This window comes from Xanthomonas fragariae (genome assembly GCF_900183975.1).
GTDB classification, from domain to species: domain Bacteria; phylum Pseudomonadota; class Gammaproteobacteria; order Xanthomonadales; family Xanthomonadaceae; genus Xanthomonas; species Xanthomonas fragariae.
In genome coordinates this window covers 2,711,725-2,727,815 of the sequence record NZ_LT853882.1, presented here as the reverse complement: position 1 = coordinate 2,727,815, position 16,091 = coordinate 2,711,725, and the positions used below count along the sequence as shown (strand labels likewise).

The window sequence follows — 16,091 nt, the reverse complement described above, 5'->3', positions numbered from 1 at the left end:
GTAGAGACTTAACCGTCATCTTCGCACTCACCGACATACAGCACACATTCTAGGCTTGCAGCCATGACACAGATGCAATTTGACAACCGCCTGCGCCAGCAACTACCTGGCGATCCGGAACAAGGCGCGCGCCGTCGCGAAGTGAGCGCCGCTTGGTCGGCAGTGCTGCCGACGCCGGTGGCAGCACCGCGTTTGATCGCATATTCGGCCGAAGTGACCCAGCGACTCGGGCTGGACGAAACCGAGATTGCCAGCGCCCAGTTTGCCGAGGTATTCGGTGGCAATGCGCTGTATCCGGGCATGCAGCCCTGGGCGGTCAACTACGGCGGGCACCAATTCGGGCATTGGGCGGGGCAGCTCGGCGACGGGCGGGCAATCTCGTTGGGCGAAGTGCTAGGCGTCGACGGTGGCCGCTACGAATTGCAGCTCAAGGGCGCCGGCCCTACGCCGTACTCGCGCGGTGCCGATGGTCGTGCCGTGTTGCGCTCATCGATCCGCGAATTCCTGTGTAGCGAGGCCATGCATCATCTGGGCGTGCCGACCACGCGTGCGTTGAGTCTGGTGACGACCGGTGATGCAGTGGTACGCGATATGTTCTATGACGGCCGGCCGCAGCACGAGCGCGGCGCGATCGTGTGCCGGGTAGCGCCGTCGTTCATCCGCTTCGGCAATTTCGAATTACCCAGTGCGCGCGGCGATATCGCACTGCTACGGCAATGGGTGGATTTTACCATCGCGCGCGATTTCCCCGAACTGGAAGGCGCCGGCCAAGCGCTCTACGCGGTATGGTTTGCGCAGGTCTGCGAGCGCACCGCGGTGATGGTGGCGCACTGGATGCGGGTGGGGTTCGTACATGGGGTGATGAATACCGACAACATGTCGATCCTGGGATTGACCATCGATTACGGTCCCTACGGCTGGCTCGATGATTACGATCCCGACTGGACCCCGAACACCACCGACGCGCAAGGCCGCCGCTATCGCTTCGGCACCCAGCCACAGGTGGCGTACTGGAACCTTGGCCGGCTGGCGCAGGCGCTGGCGCCGCTGTTTGCCGACCAGGCGCCGCTGCAGCAGGCGCTGGATCGGTTTCGCGATACCTACCTAGCCTGCGACCGACGCGATACCGCCGCTAAGCTGGGTCTGGCCGAATGCCGCGATGAGGATCTGCAGTTGATCGATGCGCTGCGCGCGCTGATGCGCGGGGCCGAGATGGACATGACGCTGACATTCCGTGGCCTGATCGACTTATCGCCCGAGCATCCGGACCCTGCGCAACTGCGCGATGCGTTCTATAACGAAGACAAGCGCATTGCAGATGCGCCGCAGTTGCAGCAATGGCTGCATCGCTACGCTGCGCGGCTGTTGCAAGACACTTTGTCGCCAGACCAGCGGCGCTCGCGCATGCGTCAGGCCAACCCGCGCTACGTGCTGCGCAATTATTTGGCGCAGCAGGCGATCGATCGTGCAGAACAGGGCGATCCGTCGGGTGTGCAGGAGTTGCTCGAGGTCATGCAATACCCATACGACGACCAGCCAGGCTGCGAGGCGTTTGCTGCACGTCGGCCTGACTGGGCGCGCGATCGTGCCGGCTGCTCAATGCTGTCGTGCAGTTCCTGACGCGCTCAGATGCACGTATGTCGTAAACGCGGCGTCGCCAGTCCGCGCAGCCTAGAATAGGGCGGTCCCCGCCGGCCCTGATGCCACCGCCACCATGACTGACTGCAGCCGCTGTGCCGGCACCAACTCTTCCGGAACCAATCATTGGTCGGACCGGATCCGCGACATCGCCGATTTTCCCAAGCCGGGCATCGTCTTCAAGGACATCACCCCGCTGCTGTCCGACGGCCCGGACTTCGCCTCGGCGCTGGACGAAATGGCCCAGCCCTGGCGCACCACGCCGCTGGATGCTGTGCTGGGCATCGAAGCACGTGGTTTCATCCTGGGTGCGGCCCTGGCGCGCGAACTGCGCACCGGTTTTGTGCCGGTGCGTAAGCCTGGCAAGCTGCCCGGGCGGACTTTGATCCAGGAATATGTGCTGGAATACGGCACCGACCGCATCGAAATGCACGAAGACGCGCTACCGTGCGGTGCCCGCGTGCTGATCGTCGACGACGTGCTGGCGACCGGCGGTACCTTGCGCGCGGCCTTGGGCCTGGCCGCACAGCTGGAGCTGGAAATCGTTGGCGCCGCGGTACTGGTCGAGTTGCAGGCGCTGCAGGGCCGTGAGAAGTGGGCCAACGACGTGCCGCTGCTGGCGACGCTGTCTTGCTGATCCGGACATCTTGCCGACACTTCGATGCGCCCAGTGAGCGCATCCATTGCGTGATGAGCATCAGCGAATAACCCGCAGCCGGCATTGCACCGGCCGCGTCGCTATCTAGAGTTTGTTGACCCGGAACCGGCGTCCCTTGATCTTGCCTGTATGCAGATGCCCCAGCGCCTTGTCCACATGCGCGCGCACGATAGCGACGTAGGAACGAGTGGGGTAAATCGCGATCTTGCCGATCGCCGCACCCGAAAGTCCGGCTTCGCCGGTCAATGCGCCCAGGATGTCGCCGGCGCGCAGCTTGTCGGTCTTGCCGCCGTCGATGCGCAAGGTGATCATCGCTGCCTGCGGTAGTTGTGCAGGGCGGGCAGTGGCCAATGGGGCACGCGACCACTTCAACGGCTGGCCTTGTTCGGCCTCCAGTGCCTGCGCGCGCCCCGTCTCGCGTGATGCCACCAGGCTGAGCGCCAACCCGCGCTTGCCGGCGCGCGCGGTGCGGCCAATGCGATGACGGTAGGTTTCGGTGTCGGTGGGCAATTCGTAATTGACCACCGCCGAGAGGTCTTCCACGTCCAGCCCGCGCGCGGCCACATCGCTGGCCACCAGCACGTTGCAGCTGCGGTTGACGAAGCGCACCAGCACTTCGTCGCGATCGCGCTGTTCCATGTCGCCATGCAGGGCGAGCGCGGAGAAGCCGAACTCCTGCAGCGAACCAGCCACTTCGTCCACTTCCTTGCGGGTATTGCAGAACACCACACTGGATTCGGGATTGAAGCGCAGCAGCAGGCCGGCAACGGCTTTCTGCCGGTAGGTCGGGTCGACCTCGAAGAATTGCTGATCGATTTCCGGTGCGTTGTCGGCGCCTTCGACGGTGATTTCGATCGGATCCTTCAATATCTCGCGCGCGAGCGTGCGGATGATGTCCGGGAATGTGGCCGAAAACAGCAGACTCTGGCGATGTTTGTCGCAACGGCTGGCGATCTCGCGGATGGGCTCTTCGAAGCCCATGTCGAGCATGCGGTCGGCTTCGTCCAGTATCAGCGTACGCACGCCGCCCAGATGCAGCGCGCGCTTGCGGGCTAGCTCCTGGATGCGCCCGGGCGTGCCGACCACTACTTGCGGGTCGTGCGCTTCCAGCGAGGCCAGTTGCGGGCCCAGCGGCATGCCGCCGGTAAGCATCACCAACTTCATGTTGGGAATGCCGGTGGCCAGCTTGCGCAACTGCTTGCCGACCTGATCGGCCAATTCGCGGGTAGGGCACAGCACCAGTGCCTGCGCGCGAGTCAGCGCTGGATCGAGCTTTTGCAGCAGGCCCAGCCCGAAGGCGGCGGTCTTGCCGCTGCCGGTCGGCGCCTGGGCGATGAGGTCGAGCCCCTGCAGGATCGGCGGCAGGCTCTGCGCCTGGATGGGAGTAAGGACGGTGTAGCCAAGGGCGTCGATGCCGGGGGCCAGGGCCGGCGACAGCGGCAGCGCGGAGAATTCGTTCATGGCGCATTTTAGCGGAATCAGGGGATCGGGAACCGCGAAAGCTAAAGACCAAGGGCGGCGGCCGTTTCCATTCCCGATTCACCATTGCCCGATTCCCGTACAATCGGGCAATGCCTTTAATCACTCTGCAAAGCGTCGACTACAGTGTCGGCGGCCCCTTGTTGCTGGAAAAAACCGACCTCGCGATCGAGCCGGGCGAGCGTATCGCCCTCATCGGCCGTAACGGTGCCGGCAAATCGACCTTGATGAAGCTGATCGCTGGCCAGCTCAAGCCCGACGACGGTGAAGTGCGCGTGCAACAGGGCGTGCGCATCGCACGGCTGGAGCAGGAGGTGCCGCAGGGCACCGCTGGCAGCGTGTTCGACGTAGTAGCCGATGGCCTGGGCGAGCTTGGTCATTGGCTGGCCGAGTTTCATCAACTCAGCCATGCCGAGGTGTTCGACGCCGATGCATTCGGCAAGGTACAGGCCAAGATCGATGCGGCAGAAGGCTGGGCGCTGGATCAGCGCGTCAGCGAGACACTGACCAAGCTGGAACTGGATGGCGATGCGGACTTCGCGCGGCTATCCGGCGGCATGAAGCGTCGCGTGCTGCTGGCGCGCTCGCTGGTGTCCTCGCCGGATGTGCTGCTGCTGGACGAGCCGACCAACCATCTGGATATCGAAGCGATTGATTGGTTGGAATCGTTCCTGAAGAGCTGGAACGGCAGCGTGTTGTTCGTCACCCATGACCGGCGCTTCCTGCGCGCGCTGGCCACCCGCATCGTCGAAATCGATCGCGGTCAGGTCACCAGCTGGCCGGGCGACTGGTCCAATTACGAGCGTCGCCGCGAAGAACGGCTCAATGCGCAGGCACAGGAAAATGCGCGCTTGGACAAGCTGCTGGCGCAGGAAGAAATCTGGATCCGCCAAGGCATCAAGGCGCGGCGTACCCGCGACGAGGGGCGTGTGCGGCGTCTGGAATCGATGCGCAACGAACGTGTGCAGCGCCGCGATCTGACCGGCAACGTGCACATGGAAGTCTCGCAGGGCGAGTCGTCCGGCAAGAAGGTGATCGAGGCCAAAGAAGTCGGCTTCGCGTTCGGAGCGCGCACGATGGTCAAGGATTTCTCGACCATCATCCAGCGCGGCGATCGCATTGGCTTGATTGGCCCAAACGGCAGCGGCAAGACCACCTTGCTCAAGCTGTTGCTGGGCGATCTGCAGGCGCAGCAGGGCGAGATCCGCATCGGCACCAATCTGCAGATCGCCTACTTCGACCAGTACCGTTCCACGTTACGCGAGGATTGGAGTGCGATCGAGAACGTGGCCGAAGGCCGCGATTTCATCGAGATCAACGGCAAGCGCAAGCATGTGCACGCGTATCTGCAGGACTTTCTGTTCACCCCGGAGCGCGCACGCGCGCCGATCACGCGTCTGTCCGGCGGCGAGCGCAATCGCCTGCTGTTGGCGCGTTTGTTTGCGCAGCCTTCCAACCTGCTGGTGATGGACGAACCAACCAACGATCTGGACGTTGAGACGCTGGAGCTGCTGGAAGAATTGCTTGGCGAATACACCGGCACGTTGTTGTTGGTCAGCCATGACCGTGACTTTCTCGACAACGTGGTGACCTCCACGCTGGTGATGGAAGGCGAGGGCCTGGTCGGCGACTACATTGGCGGTTATAGCGATTCGCTACGTCAGCGGCGTACGCCGGCGAGCAATGCGATGGCGGTCGCCAAGGCGTCGGCCACTGCAGTTGCGCCCCCACCTGCTACGGACGCAGCATCTGTGGAGACCGCGCCGAAGCGCAAACTCAGCTACAAGGACGCGCGCGAGCTGGAGCAGTTGCCGGCATTGATCGAAACCCTGGAGCAGCAGGTCGCCGCGTTGACCGAGGCCATGAACGATCCGGCGTTTTATCAGCGCGACAGTACGGCGATGGCCGTCCACGCTGCAGCGTTGGGCGATGCGCAAAAGCAGCTGGATGCGGCATATGCGCGCTGGAGCGCATTGGATAGTTGATGGATTGGCCGGCGCGCGATTGCGTGCCGGTGCGTCGGTATGTGAGATAGCCCACACGCATCGCAACGCGATTGCGATGCGGCTGCCGCTGAGAGATGTGCGTCTGATGGGAAGCAGCGGCGATACGCGCTGGTAGGCGCCGACGGTCCGCAGCGCGGCACCTACCGCTTGATCCCACGATTTCCTTCAGTAGCCGCCATCAATTGCAGGCGCTGGCCGGCGCCACGAACGCAGCGAAGATCAGTCCGCGCGCCGCCCAGGCATTGGCTACTTCATCGAGAATATCCAGCAAGGTGTTGCAGTCCTTTGGCGCAGTGCTTGCCAACGCCTGGGCACCGTCGATCAATAGCGCATAGCCGTGCTGTGATGGCAGCCACGCCAGGTCGCGCAGGGCATCGCTCAGTGCATCCCAGTTGCGACCGAAGCTGGCGGGAAAATCCAGTTGCGTCGCCAGACGCATCAGCAACATGCGCTTGTCACTGCAGGTGGCAAGATCCACACGCAAGATGCGCAAGCCGGCATCGCGGGCCAGCGCCGCCATGATGTTCAGATCATCAGTGTCGGCCTGATACAGCCCGGATTGCTGCGGATCGGACAGATCCAACGCGAAGTCGCCCATGCTCATGGCGCTTGATCCGGGGTCGGGCCTTCGAAGGATTTAAAGCTCGCGTAGTGATCGTCGCTGTAGTACCAGGCGTCGGGTGGGGCGCCGCCGGTGACGATACGGCGTGCGCCGCGATCGAGGCTGCCAGGGGTATCGACGGTGTATTCGCGGTAATAGCCACGCGGGTGCTCGGGTAGGCGATGCTCGCGATTGCCGAATACGCTGCCGTCCTGCGGATGCGGGAACGGACCGCCGCGCTGGATCAACACGATCGTGGCCATCGCTTCGATGGGCAAAAACGCCGGCAAACGCGGAACCTGACGTGCCGGCGTTATCGCAACGATCGGCGCGTTGAGTTGTGGCGCGAACTGTGGCTTAGGCGTTTGCATCGCGCGCATACCCCCTAAGCCGGCGACGAGCAGCACGATCGCAATGATCAGCAGAGCGGGCTTGCGCATGAAGACGATCCGAAAGAATGTGTGCCGTACGGCAAGTATGCCGATGCGCGACTGTGTGGACTTTGAACGCGGCAGGGCGCAGTCACGGTTCACGCCCAAGTAACCGGGGCATGGCGCAAGGTGTGCAGCGAACACGGCACGGCATGCGATGGAATGAAATTTCCCCGCCAATACCCTTGGTAAGCGCCGCCGCAGTCCTTACCATCTACCCCGCAACGCCCGGTCTTTGCCGGGCGGCAAGTCCAGGAGACACGCATGGCCTACACCCTTCCGCAGTTGCCCTACGCCTATGACGCGCTGGAACCGAACATCGATGCGCAGACGATGGAAATCCATCACACCAAGCATCACCAGACTTACATCACCAACGTCAACGCGGCGCTGGAGGGAACGGAGTACGCCGACCTACCGATCGAAGAACTGGTGTCCAAGCTGAAGAGCCTGCCGGAAAACCTGCAGGGTCCGGTGCGCAATAACGGCGGCGGTCACGCCAATCACTCGCTGTTCTGGACCGTGCTTGCACCCACCGGCGGTGGCGAGCCCAAGGGTGAAGTCGCCAAGGCGATCGACAACGACATCGGTGGTTTCGAGAAGTTCAAGGAGGCCTTTACCAAGGCTGCACTCACGCGTTTCGGCTCGGGCTGGGCCTGGTTGAGCGTGACCCCGCACAAGAAGCTGGTGGTGGAAAGCACCGCCAATCAAGACAGCCCGCTGTTCGAAGGCAACACCCCAATCCTGGGCCTGGACGTGTGGGAACATGCCTACTACCTGAATTATCAGAACCGTCGCCCGGAGTACATCGGCGCGTTCTACAACGTTGTCAACTGGGACGAAGTCGAGCGCCGCTATCACGCTGCAATCGCCTGAGTTTTGTAGTGACGCTGTAACGCAAAAAGGCCGGGAGCGATCCCGGCCTTCTTTATTTATGTGGTCTGCTGTGCAGGAGCGACCTTGGTCGCGAGGCAATACCAGCGCTGCGGTGCTGCTTGCCGAATGAAGCCAGGTGGAACGCGTTGCCGATGCCAGCGCGCTGATCGCCTTTGCACCTGACCAACGGCGTGCTCAAATCGAGCGCTGCGTTTGACCCGCAAAGAGCGCTTTCTTACTGAGAGGGAGACAGTGGCTATGCTCACCCAGGGCGCGATCAGAACTTGGCGTCGAACTCGCGGGCGTAGCCGGTGTTGACGATGACCTTTTGCAGCGCGTCGGTGATCTTGATGTTGCCGGCCACGATCTGCTGCGTTTCCGGCCCCATATTGTCCATGCGCGGCGGGGTGGCGCCCTTGTAGTTGCAGACGCGGCCACCGGCCTCGCGCACCAGCAACACACCGGCAGCGATATCCCAGGCTTTGACGCCGGCTTCGAAATAGGCATCGGCGCGGCCACAGGCCACATAGGCCAGGTCCAGCGCAGCTGAACCGGTGCGACGCACGTCTTCGGCCTGCACCAGCAACGCATCGACACACTTCAGCTGCGCGCTGGCACGTGCGCGCTCGTGCGGCGGGAAGCCGGTGTGGACCATTGCGCCTTCCAGATCTTTGCGCTCGGCGATGCGGATGCGGCGGTCGTTGAGCACTGCGCCGCCGCCGCGACTAGCAGTGAACAGCTCGTTGCGCAGCGGGTCGAAGATCACCGCGTCGGTGGGCTCCCCGTTTTCCACCAGCGCGATCGACACGCAGTAGTGCGGGAAGCCGCGCAGATAATTGCTGGTGCCGTCCAACGGATCGATAACCCAGGTGTAGCGACCACTCTTGCCGCCCTGCACGCCGCCTTCTTCGCCGAACACTGCGTACTCGGGGTAACCGCGCTTGAGTTCCTTGATGATGACCTTCTCGGCATCGGCATCGACATCGCTGGCGTAGTCCATGCGGCCTTTCTCCACCACATTAAGTGCGTCGAGCTTGTTGATACCGCGTAACAGCACATTGCCGGCGAGGCGGGCTGCTTTGACCATGACGGTGACGGCGGGTTTCTGCATGGTTAAAGCTCCCGTGAAGGCAGAGTTGGACAATGGCGAAGGTGAAAGAGCGGCACGGCGCGAAAGCCGGTCGCGCAGTTTACCATCTACGACCGAACAGCTTCCCACTCTTCATTCATGTCCGTTAGTCAGCGCATCCGTTTTGTTCTTGTCGGTACCCAGCATCCAGGCAACATCGGCGCTGCCGCGCGCGCGATGAAAACGATGGGTGTTTCGCGATTGGTGTTGGTCGCGCCCGAGCGCGCACTTGACGAAGACGCCTTCCGACGCTCCGCTGGTGCCGAAGACGTACTTGGCGATGCGCCGATCTTCGCCACCTTGGCCGAGGCGGTGGCCGATTGCACGTTGGTGATCGGTTGCACTGCGCGCGCGCGCCGGGTGGCATTGGAAGAGTTGCTGCCGGACGAAGGTGCGCAGCGCGCCTTGGCGAAAGCGGGCGAGCCGGCCGAAGTGGCATTCGTATTCGGTCGCGAGCGCACTGGACTGACCAATGACGAGCTGCAGCTGTGCCATGCGGCAGTGCATATCCCTTCTGACCCACAGTTCAGTTCGCTCAATCTGGCGGCGGCGGTGCAGGTGTTGGCCTACGAAGTGCGGCTGGCGCAATTGGCTGCAGGCGAGGCCGAGTCTGCGCCCGCAGCGCCCAGCGCTGGCCTGCGCGATGGCCCGGCCAGTCATGCGCAACTGGAAGGCATGTTCGGCCAGTTGGGCGAGACCCTGGACGATATCGATTTCCACAAGGGCCGTGCGCCGGAGTCGGCGATGCGCAAATTGCGCCGGCTGCTGCTACGTGCCGAAATGACCGAGCAGGAGGTGCGTCTGATCCGCGGCATCCTGTCCGATGCGCAGCGCATGGCCATGCTCGCCAAGCGAAGCGGAAACTGACGTCTGTCACATCCAAGAATTCGGCCAGGCTGTCGGCTGCTCTAAAGCGTTCTTGGGCGTCGTACAGAGGCCACGACTAACGCGAGATTGCACCCAAGCGCGCTAGCAGGACGGCATGCGCGCTTGCCTATATCGAAAGCGTGTGCAGATTGGTGGCGCGGCATGCGGGCGCGTGCTGACAGCGCGTGTGACAGGCGGCGTTACAGCGGCCGCTTGCCCGTGTCGCCAGGGATTTCGCGTACCAGGCGCGGCACCAAATAACCGGACAAGCGTGTGGCCAGTTCGGTGTGCAAGGCACGCGCATGCGCATCGCCCACTTCGAAATGCGCCACCCCAGCGACTCGGTCTAGTTGATGCAGGTAGTAGGGCAGCACCCCGGCAGCGAAGCTGCGTTCGCTCAGTGCTGCCAGCGCATCTACGTTGTCGTTGACGCCGCGCAACAGCACGGCCTGATTGAGCAACTGCGCGCCGGTCTCGCGCAGGGCGTGCATGGCGGCGTCCACCTCGGCATCGAATTCGTTGGCGTGGTTGGCGTGGACCACGAAGGCTACCGGCCAGGGCAGGGCGCGTAACCAGGCCATCAGCCGCGCATCGACGCGCTCGGGCAGCACGATCGGCACCCGGCTATGGATGCGCAGGCGCTTGAGGTGGGGGATGGCGGCCAGCGCATCGGTGAGTTCGGCCAGCTTGGGCGTAGCCAGCGATAACGGGTCGCCACCGGACAACAGCACTTCGTCGATGCCAGGGTCGGCGGCGATCGCGGCGACCGCCTCGTGCCAGCCGTCGCGCGCGGCGGTTTCCTCGGCATACGGAAAATGGCGGCGGAAGCAGTAGCGACAATGCACCGCGCAGCTGCCGGTGGCGATCAACAGAGCGCGCCCGCGGTATTTCTGGATGACGCCGGCGGCGGTTTTGGCGGCGCTATCGCCCACCGCATCCAGGCCGAAGCCGGGCACCGGCTGCATTTCATCGTCCAGCGGCAGCACCTGGCGCAGCAGTGGGTCGTTGCGGTCGCCGCGGCGCATGCGCGCTACGAACGCACGCGGCACCCGCAGCGGGAACTGGGCAGCGGCGTCGTCGCTAATGCCGGCCGCCACTGCGTCCAGGCCGAGCAGCTCCAGCAGTTCGCGCGGGTCGCGCACGGCGTCGCGCCACTGCTGCTGCCAGCGTGGCTGCTGCAGGGCGGCGGGCGGGGACGGCTGTAAGGCGAGGGGGGCTGCGGTTATCATGTGCGGTCACAAAACCAATGCCCGCCGGTTGCGGCAGGCGCCCCCATTCTAATCCGACCTGCCAGGTCTGTGGCAGGTCGTGGTCTTATCGAGGAGCTGCACCATGGCCACTGTTGGCATGAACGACGTCAAGAACGGCATGAAGATCCTGGTCAATAACGAGCCGGCGGTCATCACCGAGACCGAATACGTCAAGCCGGGCAAGGGCCAGGCCTTCACCCGCATGAAGTACCGCTTCATTAAGTCCGGTCGGGTGGTCGAAATGACCATGAAGGCGACCGACGACGTGGAAGTGGCCGATGTGGTCGACACCGACATGCGCTACCTGTACAGCGATGGCGAGTACTGGCACTTCATGGACCCGGAAACCTTCGAGCAGGTGCAGACCGACAAGGCCGGTATGGGTGGCGCGGACAAGTGGCTGAAGGGCGAAGAAGACTGCATCGTGACGCTATGGAATGGCGCGCCAATCTGGGTGCAGCCGCCGAATTTCGTCGAGCTGAAGATCACCGAGACCGATCCGGGCGTGCGTGGCGATACGTCCGGCGGCGGCGGCAAGCCGGCCACGCTGGAAACCGGCGCGGTGGTGCGTGTGCCGCTGTTCGTCAACCAGGACGAAATTATCAAGGTCGACACCCGCTCTGGCGAATACTCGGCACGCGTCAAGTAAGACGATGCACTCGGGACACCGGCAGCAGAAAGCGTTATGCAGTGCCAGTGTCCTGTTGGTGCTGTGCGGTGCGCTGACAGCGCTGCCGGCGTTTGCACGATCGGCCAACGCTGGGTGCGATGCACCAAGCATCGCAGCGCTCGCGGCTGTCGATGTGTTTGGTGGCGGCGTGAATGTTGCGCCAGTGGATGGCGTGGCGCGTGGGTCCAGTTGTCCGGAAGACGACAGTAGTGCTGCGTTGACGCTGTTGGTTCGGGAGGGCCGCAACTTGCGTCCGCTGCTCCAGCACAACCTCAGCCAGTGGCAGCTGCTGAAAGACGACGTGTGCAGCACTGCAACAGGCAGAATGGTCAGCGAGCACGCCAAGTGGAACCCGTCCGCCGCAGATTATGCTCGCGCTGGCGATGCCGACATCGTGCTGAGCGCGAACAGCGTCACGATCACCATGGACCCGGGAGCGGATTCCACGGTCGAGCAAACACGCCGCGCGCGGCGGGTGGTGCATGACAGCGGTAAACGCTACGCGCCTGTTGCAGGCTCCGACGGCTGGTGGTCGTTCGGCAATTAACCCTAATGGAATCGCTCATGACCAATGCACCAACCGAAACTTGCGACCTGTTGATCGAGGCCGGCTACGTGGTGCCGATCGAGCCGCATGCAGTGGTGCTCGAAGACCACGCGGTTGCGGTCAGTAACGGCGTCATCGTCGCGATCCTGCCGATTGCCCAAGCGCGCGTACGGTTTGCGCCGAAGCAGACGGTCTCGCGTCCGGATGCCGCCTTGATGCCTGGTCTGGTCAACGCGCATACGCACAACCCGATGACACTGCTGCGCGGCATTGCCGACGATTTGCCGCTGATGGTTTGGCTGCAGCAGCACATCTGGTCGGTGGAAGCGGCGGTGATCGGGCCGGAGTTCGTGGCCGACGGCACTACGCTTGCGATCGCCGAAATGCTGCGCGGCGGTACCACCTGCGTCAACGAAAACTACTTCTTCGCCGATGTGCAGGCGGCCGTCTACAAGCAGCATGGTTTCCGTGCGCTGGTTGGTGCGGTGATCATCGATTTCCCCACCGCGTGGGCATCGTCGGACGACGAATACTTCGCACGTGCCGGCGAGCTGCATGATCAATGGCGCGACGATCCGCTGATCAGCACCGCGTTCGCGCCGCATGCGCCTTACACCGTGAACGATGCCAACTTCGAACGTGTGCGCATGCTGGCCGACCAGCTCGACATCCCGGTGCATTTGCACACGCACGAGACAGCGCAGGAAGTGGCCGATTCGGTCAAGCAATACGGGCAGCGCCCACTGGCGCGACTGGATCGGCTGGGTCTGGTCAACGACCGCCTGATCGCGGTGCACATGACCCAGCTTACCGATGCGGAAATCCGTCTGTGCGCCGAGCGCGGCGTCAGCGTGGTGCATTGCCCCGAATCCAACCTCAAGCTGGCGTCCGGTTTTTGCCCGGCTTGCGCGCTTCAACGTGCCGGCGTGAATCTGGCGATCGGCACCGACGGCTGCGCCAGCAACAACGACCTGGACATGTTCAGCGAGAATCGCACTGCTGCGATTCTGGCCAAGGCCGTGGCCAACGATGCGACCGCGCTGGATGCGGCCACCACCTTGCGTGCGGCCACGTTGGGCGGCGCGCGCGCGTTGGGCTTCGGCGACAAGATCGGGTCGATCGAAATCGGCAAACAGGCCGATCTGGTCTGCGTGGATTTGTCCGCATTGGAGACCCAGCCGCTGCATCATGTGTTGTCGCAACTGATCTATTCGGCCGGTCGTCATCAGGTCACCGATGTCTGGATTGCGGGCAACCCCAAGCTGGTGCAACGCGGGTTGGTCGACATGGACACCGCTGCCCTGGTCGCCAATGCGCGGCAGTGGCGCGAGCGTATCCGCACCGTCCGCGCCTGATCGCGCGTCATCGAACTACGGAGCCCTACATGAATCCGCCTACCCAATCGACTTCCAGTAACTTCCGTCAGAGTGAGCTGGACAAATTCGCCGCGCTGGCCAATCGCTGGTGGGATGCCGACGGCCCGCAGAAGCCGCTGCATGCGCTCAATCCGGTGCGTCTGGATTACGTGTCCGCGTGGTCGGAATTGGCCGGTGCGCGCGTGCTTGACGTCGGCTGCGGCGGCGGTTTGCTCAGCGAGTCGATGGCGCGTGTGGGCGCCCAGGTCACCGCGATCGATCTGGCACCGGAACTGGTCAAGGTCGCACGCCTGCACTGCCTGGAATCGGGTGTGCAGGTGGACTATCGCGTGCAGTCGGTGGAAGACCTGTCCATCGAACAGCCGGGCGGTTTCGATGCGGTGACCTGCATGGAGATGCTTGAGCACGTGCCGGACCCGATTGCGATCATCCGTGCCTGTGCCAGCCTGCTCAAGCCGGGCGGGAAGCTGTTCCTGTCCACGCTCAATCGCACCCCGGCTGCATTCGCGCTGGCCGTGGTCGGCGCCGAATACATCGCGCGCTTGCTGCCCAAGGGCACGCATCACTACAAGGATTTCATCAAACCGGCAGAGCTTGCGGCGTGGTTGCGCAGCGCCGAGCTGCGGCTCGAAGACGTCAGCGGCATGGTTTACGAGCCGTGGCGCAACCGCGCGCGGTTGTCGTCGCGGACCGAGGTGAATTATTTGGCCTATGCGGTCAGGCCGTGACGAGTAGGGATCGGGGAGTGGGGGTGTGGGATTGGCAACAGCGAGCGCTTGCTTGATGTGCGCCGAACCCCGACTTCCAGATGGCGGCACGCAACCGTCGAGTGGCGGGGCGGCTGTGAATTTCCCGCAGGCGGTGCTGTTCGATCTGGATGGCACCTTGTTGGACAGTGCGCCGGATATGCTCGCCACAGTCAACGCGATGCTGGACGTGCGTGGGCGTGCGTTGCTTGCGTTGGCGCAGTTGCGCCCGGTGGTATCGAAGGGCGCGCGCGCGATGCTGGCGGTGGCGTTTGCCGAACTTGAGACGGTCGAGCGTGACACGTTGGTGCCGGAATTTCTGCGTCGTTATGAAGCCTTGATCGGCACGCAGTCGTCCTTGTTCGATGGTGTGGAGGAACTGCTGCTACGTTTGGAGCGTGCCGGTTGTGTGTGGGGCATTGTCACCAACAAGCCAGAATACCTGGCGCGGCTGATCCTGCCGCAGCTAGGCTGGGAACAGCGTTGCACGGTGTTGATCGGCGGCGACACCTTGCCCGAGTGTAAGCCGCATCCACTGCCGTTGCTGGCGGCTGCCGAACGCATCGGTGTCGCGCCTGCGCACTGCGTCTACGTTGGCGATGACGAGCGCGACATTCTTGCCGCACGCGCGGCGGCGATGCCATCGGTGGCGGTGTTGTGGGGTTACCGCCTGCACGACGATGAGCCGTCACGCTGGCACGCCGACCTGCTGGTCGAACAACCGCAGGCACTGTGGGACCCCGCAGCATGGCCGCGCAGCTGATTTTCTTTCGTATTTTTCTGGACCCGCCATGAGCCAATCCAGCGCCCTCGACAGTTTTCTCGACAAGTGGCGAACCCGCTGGCCGGAATGGTTGATTGCTGAGCCTTTCGTTCCCGAATCGCAGCGACGCGCGGCCGCCGCCTGGTTCGCATTGCTGCAGGAATGGGAGGACATCATGAACATCGCCGGCGACTCGTTGCCGGCCGATGCCAAGTTGGCGTGGTGGCAGCAGGAATTGCGCGATTGGTCGAGTCAGCGCTCGCGTCATCCGTTGGGGCGTGTGCTGGAACCAGTGCGTGCGCCGTGGGTGCAATTAGCCGACACCTTGCCGGCAATACAGGCCGCACGCGTGCAGCCGGAATCGCTGCAGCATGCCTTGGATACATTGAGCGCATTTACCGACGCTGTGGTTGCAGTGGAAGCGGTGATGTTTGCGCGCATGCAGCCTGGCGACGCCACGGCGGTTGCGGTGCAGTGGCTGGACGCCCGCCAGCGCGTGGCCGGCGAGAGCGCCGCGCCCGGTAGCGTCACCACGATCGCATGGCGCATGCAGTTGCTGCGCGCCTGGCCGCGCAAACCTGCGTTGGCGCGGCCGCACCGGATGTGGTCGCGGTTGGCGCGGCTGCGCCTGCAGCGCGAGCTTGCCGGCAAGGCAGCGTATCCACCGCCGGTGCAGCAGTTGTGGCATAGCTGGCGTGCTGCCAGCGGCGCGGACTGAGAGCGGCGGATCTGCGCCTTGGCTGCAGGGCCCTTGCCCGCCCACCATCGCGGGACACGCCTTGAACCCGTCCATTGAGGCTCTTATGCGGTATCCATGCCGCATAAGGTCCCGCGACGGTGAGCGGGCAAGGACCCGTCGAGATGGTCGGTGTGCATGGCTTTCAGTAAAGCAGCCAGCACACTGTCTGGTGCGGTGAGGGCGCCGCGCCCTCGATCAGCTAAGTTTTGGTGCATGCATGCATGCTTGCTGGCAGTGCACGCGCTGCGGGGGGCAGCAGCGTTAGATCGGTTTTGTCGACCATTCTGGATATGTGGATTGCTGCGATCGTCTGAT

Annotated in this window: 16 protein-coding genes; 11 read left to right on the top strand and 5 right to left on the bottom strand. The window is 63.5% G+C overall.

Annotated features, from left to right (window positions below):
• Positions 1-63: 63 nt before the first annotated feature.
• The gene (locus tag PD885_RS12655) at positions 64-1,620 is read left to right on the top strand and encodes a protein adenylyltransferase SelO (protein ID WP_002802387.1); all 1,557 of its coding nucleotides are present in this window, start codon (positions 64-66) and stop codon (positions 1,618-1,620) included.
• 94 nt (positions 1,621-1,714) lie between these two features.
• Positions 1,715-2,275 (top strand): adenine phosphoribosyltransferase, encoded by a 561-nt coding sequence (locus PD885_RS12650; protein WP_002802386.1) that lies wholly within the window; start codon positions 1,715-1,717, stop codon positions 2,273-2,275.
• 105 nt (positions 2,276-2,380) lie between these two features.
• Here the strand turns inward: PD885_RS12650 and dbpA are convergent, their stop codons facing one another.
• Positions 2,381-3,757 (bottom strand): ATP-dependent RNA helicase DbpA, encoded by a 1,377-nt coding sequence (gene dbpA, locus PD885_RS12645; RefSeq protein WP_002802385.1) that lies wholly within the window; start codon positions 3,755-3,757, stop codon positions 2,381-2,383.
• Between the two features lie 110 nt (positions 3,758-3,867).
• Between dbpA and PD885_RS12640 the strand changes: the two genes are divergently transcribed.
• Positions 3,868-5,760, top strand: a complete 1,893-nt coding sequence (locus PD885_RS12640; RefSeq protein WP_002802383.1) for an ATP-binding cassette domain-containing protein — start codon at positions 3,868-3,870, stop codon at positions 5,758-5,760.
• Between the two features lie 199 nt (positions 5,761-5,959).
• Here the strand turns inward: PD885_RS12640 and PD885_RS12635 are convergent, their stop codons facing one another.
• Both PD885_RS12635 and PD885_RS12630 read right to left on the bottom strand, forming a co-directional pair.
• A complete protein-coding gene (locus tag PD885_RS12635; protein WP_002802381.1) occupies positions 5,960-6,385 on the bottom strand; it encodes a barstar family protein in 426 nt (141 codons plus the stop codon).
• Positions 6,382-6,822 carry a guanyl-specific ribonuclease gene (locus PD885_RS12630; protein ID WP_002802380.1) on the bottom strand — a complete coding sequence of 147 codons (441 nt, stop codon included), beginning with the start codon at positions 6,820-6,822 and terminating at the stop codon, positions 6,382-6,384. The genes PD885_RS12635 and PD885_RS12630 overlap by 4 nt, the downstream gene beginning before the upstream one ends.
• Positions 6,823-7,077: 255 nt before the next feature.
• On the opposite strand from PD885_RS12630, the gene PD885_RS12625 reads away from it, so the two are divergent.
• On the top strand, positions 7,078-7,689 hold the full coding sequence (locus tag PD885_RS12625) for a superoxide dismutase (protein WP_002802378.1): 612 nt from the start codon (positions 7,078-7,080) through the stop codon (positions 7,687-7,689).
• 277 nt (positions 7,690-7,966) lie between these two features.
• Here the strand turns inward: PD885_RS12625 and PD885_RS12620 are convergent, their stop codons facing one another.
• Entirely contained in the window at positions 7,967-8,800 is an 834-nt protein-coding gene (locus tag PD885_RS12620) for an inositol monophosphatase family protein (RefSeq protein ID WP_002802377.1), read from the bottom strand.
• 117 nt (positions 8,801-8,917) lie between these two features.
• Here PD885_RS12620 and PD885_RS12615 point away from each other — a divergent pair, with 117 nt between their 5' ends.
• On the top strand, positions 8,918-9,685 hold the full coding sequence (locus tag PD885_RS12615) for an RNA methyltransferase (RefSeq protein WP_002802376.1): 768 nt from the start codon (positions 8,918-8,920) through the stop codon (positions 9,683-9,685).
• Between the two features lie 200 nt (positions 9,686-9,885).
• Here the strand turns inward: PD885_RS12615 and epmB are convergent, their stop codons facing one another.
• A complete protein-coding gene (epmB, locus tag PD885_RS12610) occupies positions 9,886-10,914 on the bottom strand; it encodes an EF-P beta-lysylation protein EpmB (protein WP_002802375.1) in 1,029 nt (342 codons plus the stop codon).
• A gap of 103 nt (positions 10,915-11,017) precedes the next feature.
• On the opposite strand from epmB, the gene efp reads away from it, so the two are divergent.
• From efp to PD885_RS12580, 6 genes are all read left to right on the top strand, one after another.
• Complete coding sequence (gene efp / locus PD885_RS12605) at positions 11,018-11,584, top strand: elongation factor P (protein WP_002802373.1); 567 nt, start codon at positions 11,018-11,020, stop codon at positions 11,582-11,584.
• A 238-nt stretch (positions 11,585-11,822) separates the two neighbouring features.
• Entirely contained in the window at positions 11,823-12,152 is a 330-nt protein-coding gene (locus tag PD885_RS22090; protein WP_231892667.1) for a hypothetical protein, read from the top strand.
• 17 nt (positions 12,153-12,169) lie between these two features.
• Complete coding sequence (locus PD885_RS12595) at positions 12,170-13,507, top strand: TRZ/ATZ family hydrolase (RefSeq protein WP_002802368.1); 1,338 nt, start codon at positions 12,170-12,172, stop codon at positions 13,505-13,507.
• Positions 13,508-13,536: 29 nt separating this feature from the next.
• The gene (ubiG, locus tag PD885_RS12590; protein WP_002802366.1) at positions 13,537-14,256 is read left to right on the top strand and encodes a bifunctional 2-polyprenyl-6-hydroxyphenol methylase/3-demethylubiquinol 3-O-methyltransferase UbiG; all 720 of its coding nucleotides are present in this window, start codon (positions 13,537-13,539) and stop codon (positions 14,254-14,256) included.
• A gap of 55 nt (positions 14,257-14,311) precedes the next feature.
• Complete coding sequence (locus PD885_RS12585; protein WP_052032085.1) at positions 14,312-15,037, top strand: phosphoglycolate phosphatase; 726 nt, start codon at positions 14,312-14,314, stop codon at positions 15,035-15,037.
• A 28-nt stretch (positions 15,038-15,065) separates the two neighbouring features.
• A complete protein-coding gene (locus PD885_RS12580; RefSeq protein WP_002802362.1) occupies positions 15,066-15,755 on the top strand; it encodes an isoprenoid biosynthesis enzyme family protein in 690 nt (229 codons plus the stop codon).
• Positions 15,756-16,091: the final 336 nt, after the last annotated feature.

Coding starts and splice junctions, on each gene's coding strand:
- PD885_RS12655 (WP_002802387.1), top strand. CDS start 64: ATGACACAGATGCAATTTGACAACCGCCTGCGCCAGCAACTACCTGGC.
- PD885_RS12650 (WP_002802386.1), top strand. CDS start 1,715: ATGACTGACTGCAGCCGCTGTGCCGGCACCAACTCTTCCGGAACCAAT.
- dbpA (WP_002802385.1), bottom strand. CDS start 3,757: ATGAACGAATTCTCCGCGCTGCCGCTGTCGCCGGCCCTGGCCCCCGGC.
- PD885_RS12640 (WP_002802383.1), top strand. CDS start 3,868: ATGCCTTTAATCACTCTGCAAAGCGTCGACTACAGTGTCGGCGGCCCC.
- PD885_RS12635 (WP_002802381.1), bottom strand. CDS start 6,385: ATGAGCATGGGCGACTTCGCGTTGGATCTGTCCGATCCGCAGCAATCC.
- PD885_RS12630 (WP_002802380.1), bottom strand. CDS start 6,822: ATGCGCAAGCCCGCTCTGCTGATCATTGCGATCGTGCTGCTCGTCGCC.
- PD885_RS12625 (WP_002802378.1), top strand. CDS start 7,078: ATGGCCTACACCCTTCCGCAGTTGCCCTACGCCTATGACGCGCTGGAA.
- PD885_RS12620 (WP_002802377.1), bottom strand. CDS start 8,800: ATGCAGAAACCCGCCGTCACCGTCATGGTCAAAGCAGCCCGCCTCGCC.
- PD885_RS12615 (WP_002802376.1), top strand. CDS start 8,918: ATGTCCGTTAGTCAGCGCATCCGTTTTGTTCTTGTCGGTACCCAGCAT.
- epmB (WP_002802375.1), bottom strand. CDS start 10,914: ATGATAACCGCAGCCCCCCTCGCCTTACAGCCGTCCCCGCCCGCCGCC.
- efp (WP_002802373.1), top strand. CDS start 11,018: ATGGCCACTGTTGGCATGAACGACGTCAAGAACGGCATGAAGATCCTG.
- PD885_RS12595 (WP_002802368.1), top strand. CDS start 12,170: ATGACCAATGCACCAACCGAAACTTGCGACCTGTTGATCGAGGCCGGC.
- ubiG (WP_002802366.1), top strand. CDS start 13,537: ATGAATCCGCCTACCCAATCGACTTCCAGTAACTTCCGTCAGAGTGAG.
- PD885_RS12585 (WP_052032085.1), top strand. CDS start 14,312: ATGTGCGCCGAACCCCGACTTCCAGATGGCGGCACGCAACCGTCGAGT.
- PD885_RS12580 (WP_002802362.1), top strand. CDS start 15,066: ATGAGCCAATCCAGCGCCCTCGACAGTTTTCTCGACAAGTGGCGAACC.